The 20,876-nt window shown below is 63.5% G+C and carries 18 protein-coding genes and 2 pseudogenes; 17 read left to right on the forward strand and 3 right to left on the reverse strand.

What is annotated here, in order from left to right:
- Positions 1 to 39: 39 nt before the first annotated feature.
- The 7 genes and pseudogenes from ACMTA2_RS20720 (at position 40) to ACMTA2_RS20750 (ending at position 7,470) form a co-directional block, all read left to right on the forward strand.
- A complete protein-coding gene (locus ACMTA2_RS20720) occupies positions 40 to 1,035 on the forward strand; it encodes an aldo/keto reductase (RefSeq protein ID WP_413791551.1) in 996 nt (331 codons plus the stop codon).
- A 166-nt stretch (positions 1,036 to 1,201) separates the two neighbouring features.
- On the forward strand, positions 1,202 to 1,960 hold the full coding sequence (locus tag ACMTA2_RS20725; protein WP_413791552.1) for a substrate-binding periplasmic protein: 759 nt from the start codon (positions 1,202 to 1,204) through the stop codon (positions 1,958 to 1,960).
- A 1-nt stretch (position 1,961) separates the two neighbouring features.
- A complete protein-coding gene (locus ACMTA2_RS20730; protein ID WP_413791553.1) occupies positions 1,962 to 3,305 on the forward strand; it encodes a GGDEF domain-containing protein in 1,344 nt (447 codons plus the stop codon).
- Positions 3,306 to 3,331: 26 nt separating this feature from the next.
- Positions 3,332 to 4,066, forward strand: coding sequence for a substrate-binding periplasmic protein (locus ACMTA2_RS20735; protein ID WP_413791554.1), 735 nt, complete (start codon positions 3,332 to 3,334; stop codon positions 4,064 to 4,066).
- 43 nt (positions 4,067 to 4,109) lie between these two features.
- Positions 4,110 to 4,949 (forward strand): glutathione-dependent disulfide-bond oxidoreductase, encoded by an 840-nt coding sequence (gene yghU, locus ACMTA2_RS20740; protein WP_413791555.1) that lies wholly within the window; start codon positions 4,110 to 4,112, stop codon positions 4,947 to 4,949.
- A 493-nt stretch (positions 4,950 to 5,442) separates the two neighbouring features.
- Positions 5,443 to 6,597: pseudogene (locus ACMTA2_RS20745) on the forward strand (FIST signal transduction protein); the annotation flags it as partial.
- Positions 6,598 to 6,969: 372 nt separating this feature from the next.
- Positions 6,970 to 7,470, forward strand: a complete 501-nt coding sequence (locus tag ACMTA2_RS20750) for a methyl-accepting chemotaxis protein (RefSeq protein WP_413795696.1) — start codon at positions 6,970 to 6,972, stop codon at positions 7,468 to 7,470.
- 28 nt (positions 7,471 to 7,498) lie between these two features.
- Here ACMTA2_RS20750 and ACMTA2_RS20755 read toward each other — a convergent pair whose 3' ends face one another.
- Positions 7,499 to 7,894, reverse strand: a complete 396-nt coding sequence (locus tag ACMTA2_RS20755; RefSeq protein ID WP_003202818.1) for a DUF4280 domain-containing protein — start codon at positions 7,892 to 7,894, stop codon at positions 7,499 to 7,501.
- A gap of 199 nt (positions 7,895 to 8,093) precedes the next feature.
- Between ACMTA2_RS20755 and ACMTA2_RS20760 the strand changes: the two genes are divergently transcribed.
- The 3 genes from ACMTA2_RS20760 to ACMTA2_RS20770 all read left to right on the forward strand — a co-directional run bounded on the left by ACMTA2_RS20760 (position 8,094) and on the right by ACMTA2_RS20770 (position 11,294).
- Positions 8,094 to 9,161, forward strand: coding sequence for a phosphotransferase family protein (locus ACMTA2_RS20760; RefSeq protein WP_413791556.1), 1,068 nt, complete (start codon positions 8,094 to 8,096; stop codon positions 9,159 to 9,161).
- Between the two features lie 22 nt (positions 9,162 to 9,183).
- Positions 9,184 to 9,951, forward strand: a complete 768-nt coding sequence (locus ACMTA2_RS20765; protein WP_092145993.1) for an SDR family oxidoreductase — start codon at positions 9,184 to 9,186, stop codon at positions 9,949 to 9,951.
- A 227-nt stretch (positions 9,952 to 10,178) separates the two neighbouring features.
- On the forward strand, positions 10,179 to 11,294 hold the full coding sequence (locus ACMTA2_RS20770) for a Gfo/Idh/MocA family protein (protein ID WP_413791557.1): 1,116 nt from the start codon (positions 10,179 to 10,181) through the stop codon (positions 11,292 to 11,294).
- A gap of 168 nt (positions 11,295 to 11,462) precedes the next feature.
- Here the strand turns inward: ACMTA2_RS20770 and ACMTA2_RS20775 are convergent, their stop codons facing one another.
- Both ACMTA2_RS20775 and ACMTA2_RS20780 read right to left on the reverse strand, forming a co-directional pair.
- Positions 11,463 to 12,911 (reverse strand): FAD/NAD(P)-binding protein, encoded by a 1,449-nt coding sequence (locus ACMTA2_RS20775; protein ID WP_413791558.1) that lies wholly within the window; start codon positions 12,909 to 12,911, stop codon positions 11,463 to 11,465.
- Between the two features lie 17 nt (positions 12,912 to 12,928).
- Entirely contained in the window at positions 12,929 to 13,492 is a 564-nt protein-coding gene (locus tag ACMTA2_RS20780; protein WP_413791559.1) for a helix-turn-helix domain-containing protein, read from the reverse strand.
- A 12-nt stretch (positions 13,493 to 13,504) separates the two neighbouring features.
- On the opposite strand from ACMTA2_RS20780, the pseudogene ACMTA2_RS20785 reads away from it, so the two are divergent.
- The 7 genes and pseudogenes from ACMTA2_RS20785 (at position 13,505) to ACMTA2_RS20815 (ending at position 20,778) form a co-directional block, all read left to right on the forward strand.
- Positions 13,505 to 14,510 (forward strand): annotated as a pseudogene (locus tag ACMTA2_RS20785) (DMT family transporter).
- A gap of 207 nt (positions 14,511 to 14,717) precedes the next feature.
- Positions 14,718 to 17,642, forward strand: coding sequence for a monovalent cation/H+ antiporter subunit A (locus tag ACMTA2_RS20790; protein WP_413791560.1), 2,925 nt, complete (start codon positions 14,718 to 14,720; stop codon positions 17,640 to 17,642).
- Positions 17,642 to 17,986 (forward strand): Na+/H+ antiporter subunit C, encoded by a 345-nt coding sequence (locus tag ACMTA2_RS20795; RefSeq protein ID WP_003202835.1) that lies wholly within the window; start codon positions 17,642 to 17,644, stop codon positions 17,984 to 17,986. Before ACMTA2_RS20790 ends, ACMTA2_RS20795 begins: the two co-directional genes overlap by 1 nt.
- On the forward strand, positions 17,983 to 19,668 hold the full coding sequence (locus ACMTA2_RS20800) for a monovalent cation/H+ antiporter subunit D (RefSeq protein ID WP_413791561.1): 1,686 nt from the start codon (positions 17,983 to 17,985) through the stop codon (positions 19,666 to 19,668). The genes ACMTA2_RS20795 and ACMTA2_RS20800 overlap by 4 nt, the downstream gene beginning before the upstream one ends.
- Positions 19,665 to 20,153 carry a Na+/H+ antiporter subunit E gene (locus ACMTA2_RS20805; RefSeq protein ID WP_413791562.1) on the forward strand — a complete coding sequence of 163 codons (489 nt, stop codon included), beginning with the start codon at positions 19,665 to 19,667 and terminating at the stop codon, positions 20,151 to 20,153. The genes ACMTA2_RS20800 and ACMTA2_RS20805 overlap by 4 nt, the downstream gene beginning before the upstream one ends.
- Positions 20,150 to 20,428, forward strand: a complete 279-nt coding sequence (locus ACMTA2_RS20810) for a K+/H+ antiporter subunit F (RefSeq protein WP_413791563.1) — start codon at positions 20,150 to 20,152, stop codon at positions 20,426 to 20,428. The genes ACMTA2_RS20805 and ACMTA2_RS20810 overlap by 4 nt, the downstream gene beginning before the upstream one ends.
- Positions 20,425 to 20,778, forward strand: coding sequence for a Na+/H+ antiporter subunit G (locus tag ACMTA2_RS20815; RefSeq protein WP_413791564.1), 354 nt, complete (start codon positions 20,425 to 20,427; stop codon positions 20,776 to 20,778). Before ACMTA2_RS20810 ends, ACMTA2_RS20815 begins: the two co-directional genes overlap by 4 nt.
- Positions 20,779 to 20,876: the final 98 nt, after the last annotated feature.

Here is a 20,876-nt window from a genome sequence, read left to right on the forward strand (position 1 = left end):
GAGACTGCACGGGTCGTTTCATTTCCAGGAGCTCTCAGCATGAAAACCCGCCAACTTGGCCATCGTGGCCCTCTCGTTTCCGCCATCGGCCTGGGCTGCATGGGCATGTCGGATTTCTACACCACGGGCGTGGACGAGCGCGAAGCGATTGCCACGCTCCACCGTGCCGTGGAATTGGGCGTGACGCTGTTCGATACCGCCGACATGTACGGCCCGCACACCAACGAAGAGCTGCTCGGACGGGCCCTGCGAGGCAAGCGTGAAAGCCTGTACCTGGCGAGTAAGTTCGGCCTGGTGCGCAGCAGCGACCCCCATGCCCGTGGCGTCAATGGCCGCCCCGACTATGTCAGACAGTCGATCGACGGCAGCCTCAAACGGCTTAACACCGACTACCTCGACCTCTACTACCAGCACCGCGTCGATCCCCAAGTGCCTGTCGAAGAAACCATCGGCGCCATGGCCGAGCTGGTCAAGGCCGGCAAGGTTCGCCATATCGGCCTTTCGGAGGCCAGCGCCGAGACCCTCCAACGGGCCCACGCCGTACATCCATTGGCAGCGGTGCAAAGCGAATACTCGTTGTGGTCCCGCGAACCCGAGCACAATGGCGTGCTCGATACCTGCCGGCGCCTGGGCATTGCATTCGTCGCCTACAGCCCCCTGGGCCGGGGCTTTCTGACCGGCGAACTGAAGTCACCCGAGGATTTTGCCGCCGATGACTATCGCCGTTTCAACCCGCGCTTCCAGGCCGATAACTTCAATCGCAACCTGGCGCTGGTCGAGCGGGTCAAGGCCTTGGCCTCGGACAAGGCCATCAGTGCAGCGCAATTGGCCCTGGCTTGGGTTCTGGCCCAGGGTGATGCGGTCATCGCGATCCCCGGCACCAAGCAACGCAAGTACCTGGAGAACAATGTGGCGGCCGCTTCAGTGGTGTTGAGCACGGATGAACGGGCCCAACTGGATGAAATCTTCGTCGGCGATGGCGTGGTGGCGGGCGAGCGATACCCGGTGCAGACGATGACATTGCTCAACGGCTGAGCCAACGGTCTGGTGACGCACGCCACCCAAGACCCCGCGGCCCGGGGCTTGACGGTCCTGCGATTGCGACAGGCCGTATTCAAGCAGGCGTCAGCCCAGCCGATAACCCTATCATGATAGCTCCCAGGCCTCGCCGGGGCTCTGCCAGTGCATAGGGTAATGATCAATGGGTTTGCCGCTGAATCGCCTGCTGATGTGGGGCGTCCTGATGTTCCTCGCTGCAAGCGCTTGCGCGGCGGAGACGCCGCTGCGCATCGTGACGGAGGAACTGCCGCCCTACAACATGACGCAGAACGGGCGCGTGACCGGCATGAGCACCGAAGTGGTCCAGGCCGTGCTCAAGGAGGTCGGCATGGACGCGCCTATCCAGCCCATGCCCTGGGCCCGGGCCTACGAACTGGCGCTCAATGAAAGCAATGTCTTGATTTATTCGATCGTCCGCACGCCTGCACGCGAATCGCTTTTCCAGTGGGTGGGCACCATTGGCCCGACGCAGTGGTACATCTACTCACTGGCGGACCGGCCGGTAAAGCTCGACTCCCTGGCCGACGCCCATGGTCACCAGATCGCCACGGTCAATCAGGACGTGGGGGAGCAATACCTGGTCTCGAAGGGATTCCGCATCGGCGAAGAATTGCAATCAAGCACCAAGTACGAACACAACTACCGCAAGCTCAAGGTCGATCACGTAGCGCTGTGGATTTCCAATGAACTCAACGCGCTGTACCTGACTCGCCAGAATGGCGAAGACCCGGACAAGGTGCTGATCCGCTCGCTGGCGCTTCCCGAGCTGAGCAGCTCTGATGGCCTGAACATGGCGTTCAGCCGCAAGACCCCGGCCGATACGGTGGAGAAGTTCCGCGCCGGCCTGGAAACCATCCGCCGCAACGGTGTCTACGACGCCATCCTGCGCAAATGGTTATGACATGGGTGCCCCTTTCCGCACGACGACCTCCCGGCCACCCCCGACCAAGGCGCTCAGCTCCCTGGGGCGGCGCCTGGTCCTGGCAACGCTGTTGTTCTGCCTGTTCTTTACCCTGGCGATGGTCACCTGGCGCACCTGGCTGGCCTGGGAAAACAACCTGGCGGAAATGAATTCGGAACTGGCCCTGATCGATCAGGTGTTCCAGAACACCCTGGCCCATGCCATCTGGGAGCTGGACCGTGAATCCCTCGACCAGCAAATCACCAGCGTCGCCACGGCAGCCCCGGTAGGTCGGGTGACGCTGAACATCCTGCGCCCGGGGCAAGCGCCGGAAGTCATCGAACTCAATCGATACGCCGTCAAGCAATCGGGCGTGGTGCCGGTGCTGCATCGCCAGCTCATCGCCCAGCCCTACGCCGGGGCCCATGAAAAGGTCGGCGAGCTGACCATCGAAGGCGACAACAATTTGCTGTGGGAGCGTCTCTGGGACGAAGCACGCAGCATCGTTATCAGCCAGCTCATCCAGTCCTTGTTGCTGGCCGGGTTGGTCATGACCATGTTCAACCGCCTGGTGACCGTGCATGTGGTGCATATCGCCCGCCACCTGGGCGAACTCGCGCCGCAAACCCTCAAGCATCACCTCAAGCTGCAACGGGCGGTGAATCGCCAGGACGAACTGAGCCTGCTCGAATTCCAGGTCAATGAACTCCAGGACAATCTGCGCGCCCACCTCGAACGCCAGCACTCGGATGAACTGGCCCTGGCCGCGAGCCGCGATCAAATGGCCGAACTGGTCGAAGCACGCACCGCAGAACTGAAAGCGGCCAACCAGTCGCTCGAAACACTGTCGCGTCACGACGCCTTGACGGGCCTGGCCAACCGTCGCTACTTCGACGAATTGAAGGAAATCGAGTTTCGCCGGGCGATCCGCCACAACACCCCGCTGGCCGTGCTCATGTGCGATGTCGACTTCTTCAAGAGCTACAACGACACCTACGGCCACATGCAAGGCGACCTGTGCCTGAAAGAGATCGCCGAGACCCTGCGTAGTGTATTCGGCCGCTCTGGCGAACTGACCGCCCGCGTCGGCGGCGAAGAGTTCGTCGTGGTCCTGCCCAACATCGATGCCACCCAGGCCTGCGAAGCCGCCCAACGCTTGCGTACAAGCCTGGCGCAACGTGAGCTGCCCCACAGCGGTTCCAAGGTCTCACCTTTTGTCACCGTGAGCATTGGCGTCGCCGAGCTGGACCCGCTAACCATGGACCACTTCGATCAACTGCTGCAACGCGCCGACCAGGCGCTGTACCGGGCCAAACACCAGGGACGCGACTGCGTCGCCCTGTAACAACCATTGCGCCATGAGGTTTGCATATGCACGTTCGCCTGACATTCTGCTCATGCTTGCTACTCGCCTCGATCAGCCTGCAAAGCCACGCCAACACAATCGAAGTCGTCACCGAAGACTCCCTCTATGCCTACCAGCGTGACAACAAGGTCGTCGGACCGGGCATTCGCATTGCCGAGGAGACGTTGCAACGGGCGCAGCTCACCGACTACAGCCTGTCGCTATACCCCTGGGCCCGAGCCTACGAAAAGGCGTTGCACGAACCCAACGTGCTGATCTTCCCGCTGGACCGCACCCCGGCCCGGGAGACATTGTTCAAATGGGTGGGTGAAATACATCGAGTGGCGAGCCGGCTCTATAAAATGCGTGATAACGGCAACATCGTCGTCAACAGCCTCGAGGAGGCCAAGCAGTACAGCATCGGCGTGGTGCGAAACGACGCCAAGCAGATCTACCTGCAACAGCGCGGGTTTACCCGACTGGTCATCTCGGCCAACAACCACGACAACTTTCAGAAACTGCTGAATCGCCAGATCCAGTTGCTGCCGATGCCGGAGAACACCGCGCGCCTGATGAGCCAGGATGCCCAAGTGGATTTCACTTCGCTGGAAGAGGTCTATACCCTTGACGAACAACCCCACAGGGTCCACCTGGCTTTCAGCCTGAGCACACCGGATGAAATCGTCACCAAGGCCCAGAACGCCTTCGAACAGCTCAAGGCTTCCGGTGAAGTTGCACGGATCATGAACGAACAGCGGTAGACTCTGGGAGATCACACCGCAAGCAACGATGAGGTATGTCCCGATGAGTAAAGCGTCCTACGTTCCGCCCAAGGTCTGGAAGCATGACGCCCCGTCTGGCGGCCATTTCGCCAGCATCAACCGCCCTGTCGCCGGGCCGACCCACGAGAAAACCTTGCCGGTTGGCAAGCACCCGCTGCAGCTCTACTCCCTGGCCACGCCCAACGGCGTGAAGGTGACCATCCTGCTGGAGGAACTGCTGGCGCTGGGTCATGTGGGCGCGGAGTACGACGCCTGGCTGATCCGCATCAGCGAGGGCGACCAGTTCTCCAGCGGCTTTGTCGAGATCAACCCCAACTCCAAGATCCCGGCCCTGCTGGACCGCAGCGTGGAACCCGCTGTCCGGGTCTTCGAATCCGGCTCGATCCTGCTTTACCTGGCGGAAAAATTCGGCGCCCTGCTGCCCACCGACCCGGCGGGTCGCACCGAAACGCTGAACTGGCTGTTCTGGCAAATGGGCTCCGCCCCGTACCTGGGCGGTGGCTTCGGGCATTTCTACGCGTATGCGCCGGAGAAATTCGAATACCCGATCAATCGCTTCACCATGGAAGCCAAGCGCCAACTCGACGTCCTGGACCGCCGCCTCGGCGAAAGCCAATACCTGGCGGGCGAGCAGTACACCATCGCCGACATCGCGGTCTGGCCCTGGTACGGCCAACTGGTGCGCAACAACGTGTACGGCGCCGCCGAATTCCTGAGTGCTCACGAATACACCCACGTGCAGCGTTGGGCGGAAGACATTGCCAAGCGCCCCGCCGTCCAGCGCGGGCAGCGGGTCAACCGCACGTGGGGGGATGAGGCGAGCCAGGTGGCGGAGCGGCATGAGGCCGGGGATTTGGGCTGAGGCCAGGTCGCGCGCCGGATCGGTGATAAACCTGGTTCCTCAACTGACAAGCCCCCCTGTGGGAGCGAGCTTGCTCGCGATAGCGGTGGATCAGCTGGCCTCGATGCTGGATGTGCCGACGTCTTCGCGAGCAAGCTCGCTCCCACATTGGACCGGCGGTGAATCTCGCTTTCTCGACTGGCACAGGCCCCCCTGTGGGAGCGAGCTTGCTCGCGATGGTGAGCCTGGTGAATGGCAAGAGGCCTTCGTCGAAGCATAGCGGGTGGGGCTTTGTATTCCGGCGGGCAAGCGCCAACTTTCCTTACGTTTCCCGGGACCAATACGAAAGTCGCTGCCCAACAGGCGGAGCAAACCCCAACCAAAAGCCCCTATGGCCCTCCCCCGCAAATAGCACAAGCTCACGCCCATACAGCCCCCAGCCGTGACCGCTACAGAGAAAGGACTCCGCACGCATACCTCGTACGCGTCACGTCGCGCTCAACCGAGTCCCGCCATGAATCTATCGAATCTCTTCAACAAAGCCCGAGCCCGCACACAAGGGGCGGTCAGCGTGGTCTGCACGTTGGGTGAACTGGACCAGGTGCTGGCCAACGTGCGTATCGCCCCAGTGTGGGTCACCGGGTTTGTCTCCCCTCACCTGGACATCGACCGGGTCGCCACCCAGGTCAAGCAGCGTTTTCCCCAAAGCACCATCAGCCTGTGCACGACGTCGGGCGAGCTGTGCAACGGTGCGAACACGCTGTACTGCCAGACCGGCGAGAGCTGGGATCGGGTGGTGCTGCAGCTGTTTGACGCCAGTGTGATCGTGTCGGCCGAGGTAGTGATGGTGCCGCTGGAGTGCGAGGACATTCGCGGTGGCGGCAAGCGCTTGGCCATGCGTGAGCGAATCACCCGATTGGTGAATAACATCAAGCAGGCGCAAATGAGCACGCCCATTGACCATCGCGATACGCTGGCCTACGTGGTGTTCGATGGTCTTTCAGCGTCCGAGTCGTTCTTTATGGAGGCGCTCTATGAGTCGGGGCGTTTCCCTTGCCTGTTCGTCGGCGGCTCGGCCGGTGGCAAGACGGATTTCAAAAAGACCCTGATCAGCGACGGGCAGCGCAGTTACCAGAACCATGCGCAGATTGTCTTTCTGAAGACCGCGGCGGATGTGCGCTTCGGGGTGTTCAAGAGCCAGAACTTCCAACCGGCCGGGCTGACGTTCAGCGTGCTGACCGCGTCGGTCGAAGACCGCACCATCGACCAGGTCATCGACAGCCGGGGGAACATCAAGAGCATGGTCCAGGCCCTGTGCGAGGCGTTCGAGTGCAACGCCCAGGCGTTGGAGAAGAAGCTGGCCGATTATTCATTCGCCATCCGTGTGGGCGATGAGCTGTTCGTACGCTCCATCGCCCGTATCGACTATCAGCAGCAGATCATCCAGCTGTTCTGCGACGTGGCGCCCGGCGAAGAACTGGTGATGGTCAAGCGCACGCCCCTTCGCGAGGCGACCCGGCTCGACTATGAGAAATTCCTCAAGGGTAAAGGTGGCCAGCCGGTGGCCGCCATTCTCAACGATTGCATCCTGCGCCGGCTCAACAACGGCAGCGACCTGGGCAGCATGGCCGGTATTTTCGGGGATGTGCCTTTGGCCGGTTTCTCGACCTTTGGTGAAATCCTTGGTTTGAACCTGAACCAGACGCTCACGGCGATTTTCTTCTTTCGACTCCCCAAGGGCGCGCGTTTTGTCGATGAGTATGTCGATCACTTCATCGCCCACTATGGCGAGTTCAAGGCCTTTTTCCTGCGCCGCCAGATCAAGAAGCTGGCGGGTCTGAACCATGTGGTGGTCAAGCAGATCATGGCGTTCAAGATGAATGATTTCAGCAGCGCCCTGGACACTCGTGGCCTGGACCAGACGATCCTGCCGGTGTTCGACGGCCTGACGGACCTGGGCCAGGTATTGGCCCAGGCCAGCCAGCAGCAAGCGCAGATGGCGACGCAAATCAAGCACTACTCCGGCGAGCTGCACCTGTCGATGGATGACCTGACGGGCACGATTGACCGGCAAAACAACGTCGCCGAGCAGGCCGGCACCACCGTCGAGCAGCTTGCCACGCAAGCGGGGGAAGCGGTGGTCGGCGCCCGGGCGCTCGCCAGTTCGAGCTTGCGTATTCAGTCGATCGTACAGGTCATCCAGCAAATCGCCGGCCAGACCAACCTGTTGGCCCTCAACGCCGCCATCGAAGCAGCACGGGCCGGTGAGATGGGCAGAGGCTTCGCGGTGGTGGCCGATGAGGTCCGCAAGCTTGCGGAAATCACCCGCAAGAATGCCGCGGAAATCGGCGTGGACATCGACCTGCTCTCGACGGAGATCCAAGGGGTCGCCCAACAGATCGAAGACCAGTCCGTCGCCGTGAGCGCCCTGCGCGAGATGCTCGATGCCCTGGAAGACTCGAGCCGTACCACCGAAGGCACGGCACAACGCACGAAGGCCATCGCGGACACCTTGACCGGGCTGACCCACGCCAATGCTTGAAGCCGAGTCGCCCCGGCGATAGCGCTCGTCAGGGAATCAACATCTGCACCTGCCCCGGCACGACGATCTTGATCACCCCGGCCCAGGTGCACATCAAGGTACTGTTGGCGTCGATGGCCGGCATGTTACCCAGCAGCAGGGTCGGGGCGCCGCCGGGGATCCACGGGGCCGCGGTGGCCGGGATGCAGGGCATGGGGGTCAGCACGCCCAGGGCTGCCGCGGTGGCGGCGGCCACGGTGGGGTTCGCCAGGCTCATGCACATGCCGAAGGTGGTGATGTTCACCAGCGGGATGTGATCCATGATATTCGCCGCCGGCATCCCGCCGGTCAGCAGGCGATTGACCGGCAGCACATTGAGCACCGCCGGGGCGGCGCCGAAACTGCATTGCAGGGTCGCCGTGCCACAGACTTGCGGGCATCCCATCGCGGTGACTCCTTTGAAAGCGATTAACCCCAAAGACCATAGCTCGCCCGCATCCGACACGCACGCCGCCATGCATCAAGCCCGCTGATTATCCAGCAACACGCTAACCTATAAGACCCTGGCGTGCTTGTGACGCCTCTCACGCGCCATTAGATTAGCCAATGATCGATGGCCTCCAAAATAAGCAGAAGGGATAAGCATGGCGTTTACTGATCAGTCCACCCGCGTGCGCGACGGTGAAGAACTCGATGCCAACCTGATCGACCCGTACCTCAAGGCCCACATTCCCGGGCTGACCGGCCTGCCGCGGATCAGCCAGTTTCCCGGTGGCGCGTCGAACCTGACCTACCTGCTGGAATACCCCGAACAGGAGTTCGTCCTGCGTCGGCCGCCATTCGGCCACAAGGCCAAGTCCGCCCATGACATGGGCCGTGAATTCCGCATCCTCAACCAATTGCGCGATGCGTTCCCGTACTGCCCCAAAGCCTATGTGCACTGCACCGACGAGTCGGTGATGGGGGCCGAGTTCTATGTAATGGAACGCGTCAAAGGCATCATCCTGCGCTCCGACCTGCCACCGGAGCTGGGTTTCGACACCGCCCGCACCGAAGCGCTGTGCAAGAGCTTCATAGACCGGCTCGTCGAACTGCATCGCGTCGACTACAACGCCTGTGGCCTGGCCGACCTGGGCAAGCCCGAAGGCTACGTGGCCCGGCAGATCCGCGGCTGGAGCGACCGCTACGAAAAAGCCCTGACCCCCGATGCGCCGAAATGGGAGACAGTCAAGGCCTGGCTCAACGACAAGATGCCCGCCGACCACCCGACCTCGAGCATCGTCCATAACGACTACCGCTTCGACAACGTGATCCTCGACCCCGAGAACCCGATGCAGATCATCGGTGTGCTGGACTGGGAACTGACCACCCTCGGCGACCCGTTGATGGATCTGGGCAACAGCCTCGCCTACTGGATCGAGGCCGACGACCCGGCGCCGGTGCAACTGATGCGCCGCCAGCCCAGTCACGCCCCCGGCATGCTGACCCGCCGCGAATTCGTCGATTACTACGCCGAGCGCGCCGGGATCCGCATCGACAACTTCGACTTCTACTACACCTACGGCCTGTTCCGCCTGGCCGGGATCGTCCAGCAGATCTACTACCGCTTCTTCCACGGCCAGACCCAGGACAAACGCTTCGCGCAGTTCGTTCAAATGAACAAACTGCTGGAGCAGATGAGCCTGCAGGTCATCGGTAAATCCACGCTCTGAGCGCCTATCACAAGGAAACAGCATGTCCAAGACCCAGTTGTTCGACCTCGACGGTAAGATCGCCTTCGTTTCCGGCGCCAGCCGCGGCATCGGCGAGGCCATTGCCAAACTGCTGGCCCAGCAAGGCGCCCATGTGATCGTGTCCAGCCGCAAGCTCGACGGTTGCCAGCACGTGGCCGACGCCATCATCGCCGCCGGCGGCAAGGCCACCGCCATCGCCTGCCACATCGGTGAAATGGAGCAGATCAGCCAGGTGTTCGCCAGTATCCGCGAACAGTTCGGGCGCCTGGACATCCTGGTGAACAACGCCGCCACCAACCCGCAATTCTGCAACGTCCTGGACACCGACCTGGGCGCCTTCCAGAAAACCGTGGACGTGAACATCCGCGGCTACTTCTTCATGTCGGTGGAAGCCGGCAAGCTGATGCGGGAAAACGGCGGCGGCAGCATCATCAACGTGGCGTCGATCAACGGCATCTCGCCGGGGATCTTCCAGGGTATCTACTCGGTGACCAAGGCCGCGGTGATCAACATGACCAAGGTCTTCGCCAAGGAATGCGCGCAGTTCGGCATCCGCTGCAACGCTCTGCTACCGGGCCTGACCGACACCAAGTTCGCCTCGGCGCTGGTCAAGAACGACGCCATCCTGAAAACCGCCCTGGCGCAGATCCCTCTCAAGCGCGTGGCCGACCCGAGCGAAATGGCCGGCGCGGTGCTGTACCTGGCCAGCGACGCGTCGAGCTACACCACGGGCGTGGCGTTGAATGTGGATGGTGGGTTCCTGTCCTGATAGGGAACGCCATGGAAGACCTGTGAGAACCCTGTGGGAGCTTGCTCACGATGGCGGTGTGTCAGTGAACAAGATCTTGGCTGACACTCCGCCATCGCGAGCAAGCTCGCTCCCACAAGGGATCCTCTGCACTCGATGAAATGAATATTTATTCCAATATTTGCAATTTGAGAATATTTATTCCATAAAGAGCCTTCTGAAAATAACAATTCAAAGGGCTCTTTCTCATGCGCGAACTCGGCATCGGTCTGATTGGCACCGGCTTCATGGGCCGTGCCCATGCCTTGGCGTTCCACAATGCCAAGGCGGTGTTCGACCTCCCCCTGAACCTGACACTGGCGGCCCTGGCCGACGCCGATCCCCAGCGTGCCCGGCAATGCGCCCACAGCTGGGGATTCCAGACGGCCCACAGTGACTGGCAACAGCTGATCGATGACCCGAAGGTTCACCTGGTCGCCATCACCACACCGAACCACTTGCACTTCCCCATGGCCATGGCGGCGTTGGCGGCGGGCAAGCCGGTCTATTGTGAAAAGCCCCTGGCGGTGTCGCTGAAGCAGGCCGAGCAGATGCGCCAGGCGGCCAAGGCCGCCGGGGTGGTGACGCGCGTCGGCTACAACTACCAGCACAACCCGACCATCCAACAGGCCCGGGACATGATCCAACGCGGCGAACTGGGGCAGATCATCAGTTTCCAGGGCGAGTTCAGCGAAGACTTCATGGCCAATCCCGCCTCGCCATGGTCATGGCGCTGCGAAGCGGCCCACGCCGGTGGTGCGCTGGCGGACCTGGGCAGCCACTTGCTGGCCATGGCCCGACACCTGTTGGGCGATGTCCAAGCCGTATGCGCCGACAGCCAGACCGTGCACACCCAACGCCCTGCCAGCGTCGGCAATGCCGAGCAGCGAGTTATCGCCGTGGACGACCAGGTCCACGCCCTGCTGCGTTTCGCCAATGGCGCCCGGGGCACGGTGAGCAGCAGTTGGCTCAAGCACGGCTACAAGAACCACCTGAGTTTCGAGATCAGCGGCACCCTCGGCACCCTGGCATTCGATCAGGAACGGCTCAATGAGCTACGCCTGTGCCGCGCCGGCCAGCCAGGTTTCCAACGCCTGCTGGCCGGCCCGGAATTGCCCGGCTATGCCGCCTTCAGCCCAGCGGCCGGGCACCAGTTGGGTTACAACGAATTGAAGACGCTGGAGGTGCAGGAACTGGTCATGGCCCTCGCTGGCGAAGGCGGCAGCGGCACGGACTTCGACGAGGCTTGGGAAGTGGAGCGGCTGGCGGCGGCGATACGTGTGGCGGCGCGGGAACAGCGCTGGGTTAAGCTCAATGAGCTATAACCCCTCACTTTAAAGCTCCCCCTGTGGCGAGGGGATTTAGCGAAACGTCGCACCGCCCCGTTGGGGTGCGAAGCGCCCCTAAAACTGCCTCCTCAGTGTGTCAGGCTAAATTTGGGGGCCGCTGCGCGGCCCAGCGGGGATAAATCCCCTCACCACAAGGGACCGCATTCAGTCTGAAGCCTGGGTATCCAGCTCAACCAACCGCCCCGCCAACGCCTTGGCCTGGCTCGCCACGTCGGTCACCGCAGTACTTTCCCACCACATCCCCCGCAGTGGCGGGCCCATGGCGAACAGGCGGTCGGCGGGGTTGCCTTGGGCATCCAGCACCGCACCATCGGCACGGGCGGCGATGCCCAAGGCCAACGGCCCCGGCCGGATCAGCCCCCGGGCCAGCAACTGTTGCGGCAACGGCCGTGCCACGCGACGCCAGTCATATTCAATACCGCTGGAGTTGATCAGCGCGGCGCCCTGCACCACCGTCAGCCCGCTCTCGCCCCGTCGGCGGATGCTGATACGCAGCAGGCCGTTGTCGGACGAGGCCAGCCCCTTGAAGGACGCCGCGTGAATCCGCAACCGCCCTTCCCCGTGCAGGCGCGCCAACAGTTCGGCGCTCAACGGTGGCGAGCGATGATGATGACTCTCCCACCATGGCCGCACATGCCGCACGAATTGTCGGCGCTGCACGTCGCTGGCCTGGTTCCACAAACGCCCGATGTGCGCACGCACCGTGTCCAGCGGCGCCTGCCAATCGATGCCTTGGGCCTGGGCCTGGCGACATTGCTCGCGCAGGGCGCGCATCAGTTGGCGTGGCGAACGCAGGCTGTGATCGTCGGCGAGGAAATCCACCCAGGCGGGCGGTTGACGGCGCACATGGGGCAGCAGACCGTGGCGGGAAAACACTTCGATCGGCCCGCGATGCCCCGCCTGCTCCAGCGACACGACGGCATCGACCATGGTCAGCCCCGAGCCGATGATCAACACCGTGGACTGCGGGTCGAGCTGGCGCATCGCAGCCACATCCCACGGGTCCAGGGCAGCGGCATTCAAGCCGCTGGATTCGGTCTGCGGGGTGCGCGCCGCCGGGAACATGCCAGTCGCCAGTACCGCGAAACGGCCATGCAAGACCTGGCCGTCACCCAGGGTCAGCACCACGGTATCGTCGACACGCCGCAGGTCCACGGCCTCCCCGCGCACATGCTCGGCAGTCGAACCGTTTCGCGCCCCCAACTCGCGAGCTTCGTCCAGGCGTTGCTGCACATAGAGGCCAAACATCCCCCGGGGCGGGAACAACTCGCTGATCGGCACATGCTGCTGATCCGACTCGGGCCAGCCGCCGGCCTCGATGAACGCGGTGAGCCATTGGGTCAGGTCATCGGCGTTGTCAGGGTCGACGCTCATGCGCGCCGCGTTGCCGTTCAAGGTGTGCCCCAGCTCCACGGCACTGTAGGCCTCGCCCCGGCCCAATTCACTGCGCGGCTCGACGATCAGCACCTCGCGCCGACCCGGCAGGCGCAGCAACTGCGCGGCCAGCATGGCACCGCTCAGCCCGCCGCCGATGATCAGGATATCGGCTTCGCGGATGAGGCCGCGGCCCTGTCGCTCCAGCGCTGTGTCCATACCACTCTCCCCAGGCATCAAATCACCACGTTGCGTACGAATCTCGCCGCCACCGGGCCATCGTTGCGATAGGCATGGGGCTGGTTACTGGCGAACATGAAAAACTCACCGGCGCCAATCCGACGTTCCTCGCTGCCCAACAACAGGGTCAGGCAGCCCTCGAATACGTAGAGTTGCTCGCTCCAGCCGTCGGCATCGGGCTCTGAAGGGTAATGCTCGCCGGGCTCCAGGCGCCACTCCCAGAGTTCGACTTCACGGCTGGCGGTGGCCTTGGCGAGCAACACCGCCTTGCTGCCGGCAATGGTCCCGGCCCAGGCCAGTTCGTTGATGCGGCTGGGGTCGCGGGCATCGGGGGCCTGGATCAAATCGCTGAAGGCCACGTCGAGGGCTTCGGCAACCCGGTCCAGGGTGGTCAGGCTGACATTCTTCTCGCCGGCTTCGATGGCCACCAGCATCCGCCGGCTAACCCCCGACAACTCAGCCAGCGCCGTCTGGCTGAGCTGCGCGGCATGCCGCAGACGGCGGACGTTCTGGCTGACGTGTTGCAGGACGGATGCCCGCTGGCCGGATTCTTTGTGCACTATATTGCTCACATGCTGGGGCTGCGCATTATACTGCCCAACTTCGGACGCATTGTGCGTCTGCCTCAGTGTGGCGCGCAAGGTCATGGCATCGGTGAACTCCCCTCAAGCTTCCTCCCGTTTCTCAAGGTTCAGCAAGGCCGAATGCGTGCTGGTGCTGATTACCATGATCTGGGGTGGCACCTTCCTCCTGGTCCAGCACGCCATGACCGTCAGCGGACCGATGTTTTTCGTCGGCTTGCGCTTCGCAGCCGCCGCCGTGTTCGTCGCGCTGTTCTCCTGGCGCCACCTGCGGGACCTGACCCTGTTCGAACTCAAGGCCGGCGCCTTCATCGGCGTGGCGATCATGCTCGGCTATGGTTTGCAGACCGTCGGCCTGCAAACCATTCCCAGCAGCCAGTCGGCGTTCATTACCGCGCTTTACGTGCCGTTCGTGCCCTTGCTGCAATGGCTGGTGCTGGGCCGTCGCCCTGGCCTGATGCCGAGCATAGGGATCATGCTGGCGTTCACCGGGTTGATGCTGGTATCGGGCCCGGCTGGTGCCTCGTTGAATTTCAGCGCCGGTGAAATCGCCACGTTGATCAGCGCCATCGCGATTGCCGCCGAAATCATCCTCATCAGCGCCTACGCCGGCCAGGTCGATGTGCGCCGGGTGACCGTGGTGCAACTGGCAAGCACGGCGGTGCTGGCCTTCCTGATGGTGGTGCCGACCCAGGAAGCGATTCCGGATTTTTCCATGTTGCTGCTGGTCAGCGCCGTGGGCCTGGGCGCCGCCAGCGCCGCGATCCAGGTGGCGATGAACTGGGCACAGAAAAGCGTCTCGCCGACCCGCGCCACGCTCATCTATGCCGGTGAGCCCGTGTGGGCCGGCATCGCCGGGCGCCTGGCGGGCGAGCGGTTGCCGGCGATCGCCTTGTTCGGCGCGGCGCTGATCGTGGCGGCGGTGATTGTCAGTGAGCTCAAGCCCCGCAACAAAGGCGCCATCGCCGCAGGTGAAGGGCTTGAGCAGGAAGGTTGAGGCCGGCCAACCATCCATTGCCTGCCGAACAGATCACCGCCTTCGACAGTGGCCATCCCGACATTAACGCTGCGGCTCCAAGTCATCTGAGACCACGCAAAGTCGGAAAACACTGCCTACCTTGTAGGATTCTGCGACACCCTCACGGTTGGTGATCGGGAATACGCCACGTATGATCCCTCACAACCTCCCGCCGAATAGAAGCCTATGTCACTGATAGTTCTATTGCTTTTGTCCTTCATCGGCAGCTGTGTCGCGGCGCTGCTGCCGCATAACGCCCGTAACGCCGAATCACTGCTGGCCGGCCTCGTCGCCCTGGCCGGCACGGTTCAGGTGGCGTTGCTGTACCCGCAGATCGCCGACGGCGGCGTGATCCGCGAAACCTATTCCTGGCTTCCCAGCCTGGGCCTGGACTTCGTCCTGCGCATGGACGGTTTCGCCTGGCTGTTTTCGTTGCTGGTGCTGGGCATCGGCACGCTGGTGTCGCTGTACGCCCGCTATTACATGTCGCCGGACGATCCGGTGCCGCGCTTCTTCGCGTTTTTCCTGGCGTTCATGGGCGCCATGCTCGGGCTGGTGATTTCCGGCAACCTGGTGCAGATGGTGTTTTTCTGGGAGCTGACCAGCCTGTTCTCGTTCCTGCTGATCGGTTACTGGCACCATCGCGCCGACGCTCGGCGCGGTGCCTACATGGCCTTGATGGTGACCGGTGCCGGCGGACTTTGCCTGTTGGCGGGGGTGATGCTGCTCGGCCATGTGGTGGGCAGCTATGAGCTGGACAAGGTCCTGGCCGCCGGCGACCTGATCCGTGCCCATGCCCTCTACCCCATCCTGTTACCGCTGATCCTGATCGGCGCCCTGAGCAAAAGCGCCCAGTTTCCGTTCCACTTCTGGCTGCCCCACGCCATGGCCGCCCCCACGCCTGTGTCGGCGTACCTGCACTCGGCGACCATGGTCAAGGCCGGGGTATTCCTGCTGGCGCGGCTATGGCCGTCGCTGTCGGGCAGCGAAGAATGGTTCTACATCGTCAGCGGCGCCGGGGCCTGTACGTTGCTGCTGGGCGCCTACTGCGCAATGTTCCAGAACGACCTCAAGGGCCTGCTCGCCTACTCCACCATCAGCCACCTCGGGCTGATCACCCTGCTGCTGGGCCTGAACAGTCCGCTGGCAGCCGTGGCAGCGGTGTTCCATATCCTCAACCACGCCACGTTCAAGGCCTCGCTGTTCATGGCCGCCGGGATCATCGACCACGAAAGCGGCACCCGGGACATTCGCAAGCTCAGTGGCCTGGTACGGCTGATTCCGTTCACCGCGACCCTGGCCATGGTGGCCAGCGCGGCCATGGCCGGCGTGCCGTTGCTCAATGGTTTCCTGTCCAAGGAAATGTTCTTCGCCGAGACGGTGTTCATTTCCGCCACCGCCTGGGTCGAACTGGCGCTGCCGATCATCGCCACCATCGCCGGGACGTTCAGCGTCGCCTACTCCCTGCGCTTCACCGTGGATGTGTTCTTCGGCCCCACCGCCACCGACCTGCCCCATACCCCCCACGAACCACCGCGCTGGATGCGTGCGCCGGTGGAACTGCTGGTGTTCACCTGCCTGCTGGTGGGGATCTTTCCGGCCCAGGTGGTCGGCTCGTTGCTCGCGGCCGCCGCGTTGCCGGTGGTGGGCGGTGCGCTGCCAGAGTACAGCCTGGCGATCTGGCACGGCCTGAACGCGCCGATGATCATGAGCCTGGTGGCCATGTCCGGCGGCATCGTTCTGTACCTGTTGCTGCGCCAGCAGCTCCGGCAGGGCCACATCACGCACCCGCCGTTCATTGGCCGGCTCAGCGGCAAGCGTCTGTTCGAACGGTGCCTGGTGCTGATGATGCGCCAGGGCCGGCGCCTGGAGCGGCGCATCAGCACCCGCCGTCTGCAGGCCCAATTGTTCTGGCTGGTCCTCGCTGCGGTACTCGCCGGGCTGATCCCGATGCTGCACAGCACGCTGGTCTGGGGCGACCGCCCGAAGATCCCCGGCTCCATCGTCTTCGTCACCTTGTGGTTGCTGGCGATCGTCTGTGCCCTGGGCGCCGCCTGGCAGGCCAAGTATCACCGGCTCGCGGCCCTGACCATGGTCAGCGTCTGCGGCCTGATGACCTGCGTGACCTTCGTCTGGTTCTCCGCCCCCGACCTGGCCTTGACGCAACTGGTGGTGGAAGTGGTCACCACAGTGCTGATCCTGCTGGGCCTGCGCTGGCTGCCACGGAGGATCGAAGATGTCTCGCCGCGGCCCAACAGCGAACGCCGCGCCCGCATCCGGCGCCTGCGGGACTTGCTGCTGTCCATCGCCGTCGGCGGCGGCATGGCGCTGTTGTCCTATGCGATGCTCACGCGGCAGACGCCCAACGACATTTCTTCGTTCTACTTGAGCCGTGCCCTGCCTGAAGGTGGCGGCAGCAATGTGGTGAACGTGATGCTGGTGGACTTCCGCGGCTTCGACACCCTCGGGGAAATCACCGTGCTGGTGGCGGTGGCCCTGGCGGTGTTCGCCCTGTTGCGACGTTTCCGCCCACCGAAGGAAAGCATGCAGCTACCGGCGCAACAGCGCCTGCTGGCGCCGGACGTGGTCACCGACCTGGTCAACCCGCGCCATGCCAGCGACACCGCGTTGGGCTTCATGATGGTGCCGTCGGTGCTGGTGCGCCTGCTGCTGCCGATCGCCCTGGTGGTGTCGTTCTACCTGTTCATGCGCGGCCACAATCAACCCGGTGGCGGTTTCGTGGCCGGGCTGGTGATGTCCGTGGCGTTCATCCTGCAATACATGGTCGCCGGCACCCAGTGGGTCGAGGCGCAGATGAGCCTGCGACCGCTACGCTGGATGGGCACCGGGCTGTTATGCGCCACCGCCACCGGCCTGGGGGCGATGGCCGTGGGTTATCCGTTCCTGACCACCCACACCTGGCACTTCGAATGGCCGCTGCTGGGGGATATCCACGTGGCCAGCGCGCTGTTCTTCGACATCGGCGTGTACGCCGTGGTGGTCGGCTCTACCCTGCTGATCCTCACCGCCCTGGCTCACCAGTCGGTGCGGGCCCATAAGCCGGGCCTGCAAGCCAAGCCCGTCGCCCCCATCAAAGGAGCCACCGCCTGATGGAAGAAGTCATCGCAATCGCAATCGGCGTACTGGCCGCCTCCGGTGTCTGGCTGGTGCTGCGGCCACGGACCTTCCAGGTGGTCATGGGCCTGTGCCTGCTGTCCTATGGCGTCAACCTGTTCATCTTCAGCATGGGCAGTTTGTTCATCGGCAAGGAACCGATCATCAAGGACGGCGTGCCCCAGGACCTGCTGCACTACACCGACCCGCTGCCCCAGGCATTGGTACTGACCGCCATCGTGATCAGCTTCGCCATGACCGCGCTGTTCCTGGTGGTGCTGCTGGCCTCCCGGGGCCTGACCGGGACCGACCACGTGGACGGCCGGGAGCCCAAGGAATGATGTTGACGCCTCATCTGATCGCCGCCCCCATCCTGCTGCCGCTGCTGACAGCCGCGTTGATGCTGATGTTGGGCGAGAAACACCGCCCGCTCAAGGCACGGATCAACCTGTTCTCGAGCCTGCTGGGCCTGGGCATCGCCGTGCTGTTGCTGTCCTGGACCCAGGAGCAGGCCTTGCCCGCCTCCATTGGCGTGTACCTGCCTGGCAACTGGCAAGCGCCGTTCGGTATCGTCCTGGTGGTCGATCGCCTGTCCGCGCTGATGCTGGTACTGACCGGCATCATCGGCGTCAGCGCCCTGCTCTTCGCCACGGCCCGCTGGGACCGCGCCGGTGCCAGCTTCCATGCATTGTTCCAGATCCAGTTGATGGGCCTCTACGGGGCCTTCCTGACCGCGGACCTGTTCAACCTGTTCGTGTTCTTCGAAGTGCTGCTGGCCGCATCCTACGGTTTGATGCTGCACGGTTCGGGCCGGGCGCGGGTGTCGTCGGGCCTGCATTACATTTCCATCAATCTGCTGGCCTCGTCGCTGTTCCTGATTGGCGCAGCGTTGATCTATGGCGTCACCGGCACGTTGAACATGGCCGACCTGGCCTTGAAAATCCCGCTGGTGCCAGAGGCCGACCGTGGCTTGTTGCACGCCGGGGCAGGCATTCTCGCGGTGGCGTTCCTGGCCAAGGCCGGCATGTGGCCGCTGAACTTCTGGCTGGTGCCGGCCTATAGCGCCGCCAGCGCACCGGTGGCGGCGCTGTTTGCGATCATGACCAAGGTCGGCGTCTACACGCTCCTGCGCCTGTGGACGTTGCTGTTCTCCGGCCAGGCGGGCGCCTCGGCGTATTTCGGTGCCGACTGGCTGGTCTACGGCGGCATGGCGACCATCGTCTGCGCCGCCATCGCCATTCTGGCGGCCCAGCGCCTGGAGCGCATGGCGAGCCTGAGCATCCTGGTCTCGGCCGGGATCCTGTTGTCGGCCATCGGCTTCGCCCAACCGAACCTGGTGGGCGCAGCGCTGTTTTACCTGGTGAGTTCGACCCTGGCACTCTGCGCGCTGTTCTTGCTGGCCGAGCTGATCGAACGCTCGCGCTCGGCCAATGAACTGTCCCTGGACGACGACCTCGACACGTTGCCGCGACCGCTGGAGTCCTTGCAGCCGCCCAAGGGCATCAACCTCGATGACGAGCAGAAAGCCGTGGTCGGGCAAGTGATTCCCTGGACCATGGCCTTCCTCGGCTTGAGCTTTATCTTCTGTGCACTGTTGATCATCGGCATGCCGCCGCTCTCGGGGTTCATCGGCAAGCTGAGCCTGCTGAGCGCCCTGCTCAACCCCCAAGGGTTCGGCGCCAGTGCCGGGGCGCCGGTGTCGAGTCAGGCGTGGGGCTTGCTCGCGCTGCTGATCCTGTCGGGGCTGGCCTCGCTGATTGCCTTCTCACGCCTGGGCATCCAACGCTTCTGGACGCCCCAGGAGCGCCCATCACCCTTGCTGCGACCGTTCGAATGCCTGCCAATCATCGTGCTGCTGGGCCTGGGCATCGCCCTGACCTTCAAGGCCGAGCCATTGCTGCGCTATACCCAATCCGCCGCCGATGCGCTGAACACCCCGGAACATTACGTGATGTCGGTCCTCGCCACCCGCGCCGTGCCCAACCCCGAAGCCCGCGCCGCGATACGGGAGGTACAGCCATGAAGCGCCTGCTTCCCGCCCCATGGCTGTCCCTGGCGCTGTGCGTGCTGTGGCTGGTGTTGAACGTGTCCGTCAGCGCCGGCCACCTGCTGCTGGGCGCTGCGCTGGGGTTCCTGGCCCCGCTGATGATGCGCCCGTTGCGACCGCGGCCCATCCGTATCCGCCGACCGTGGGTGGTGTTGCGGCTGTTCCTGCGGGTGGGCCGTGATGTGCTGGTGTCCAACCTGGCGGTGGCCTGGGGTGTGCTGAGCGCTGGGCGCCGCCCGCCTCGTTCGCGGTTCATCAAGGTGCCGCTGGACTTGCGCGATGCCAACGGCCTGGCCGCGCTGTCGATGATCACCACGGTGATTCCCGGGACCGTCTGGTCGGAACTGGCCCTGGATCGCAGCATCCTGTTGCTGCACGTGTTCGACCTGGCGGACGAGGCGTCATTCATCGCGCACTTCAAGGCCACCTACGAGCGCCCCTTGATGGAGATTTTCGAATGAGCCCGCTGCTGTCCAATGCGATTCTGTTGAGCCTGTTCCTGTTTTCCCTGGCGATGGCGTTGACCCTGTGGCGGCTGTTCAAGGGCCCGTCGGCACAGGATCGGGTATTGGCGCTGGACTACCTGTACATCGTGGCGATGCTCATGATGCTGGTGCTGGGCATCCGTTATGCCAGTGACACCTATTTCGAGGCGGCGCTGCTGATCGCCCTGTTCGGCTTTGTCGGCTCGTTTGCCCTGGCCAAGTTCCTGTTGCGTGGCGAGGTGATCGAATGAGCGGTCAATGGTCGATGTGGGTCGAGATCCCGGTGGCGATCCTGCTGGTGCTCAGCAGCTTCTTCACCCTGGCCGGGGCGATCGGCCTGGTGCGCTTGAAGGATTATTTCCAGCGCATGCACCCTCCGGCCCTGGCCTCCACATTGGGCGCCTGGTGCGTGGCGCTGGCCTCGATCATTTATTTCTCGGCGCTCAAGTCCGGGCCAGTGTTGCATGCCTGGCTTATCCCGATCCTGCTGTCGATCACCGTACCGGTAACCACCCTGCTGCTGGCCCGGGCGGCGTTGTTCCGCAAGCGCATGGCGGGGGACGATGTGCCGGCGGAAGTCAGCAGTCGCCGTGAAGACTGACGGATATTGGACCCAACGCCATTGTGGCGAGGGGATTTATCCCCGCTGGGTCGCCAGGCAACCCCAACGCCTGCCACCCGTGTACATCCGATTGACCG

The sequence above is a fragment of the Pseudomonas medicaginis genome (genome assembly GCF_965119365.1).
In the GTDB taxonomy this organism is placed as follows: domain Bacteria; phylum Pseudomonadota; class Gammaproteobacteria; order Pseudomonadales; family Pseudomonadaceae; genus Aquipseudomonas.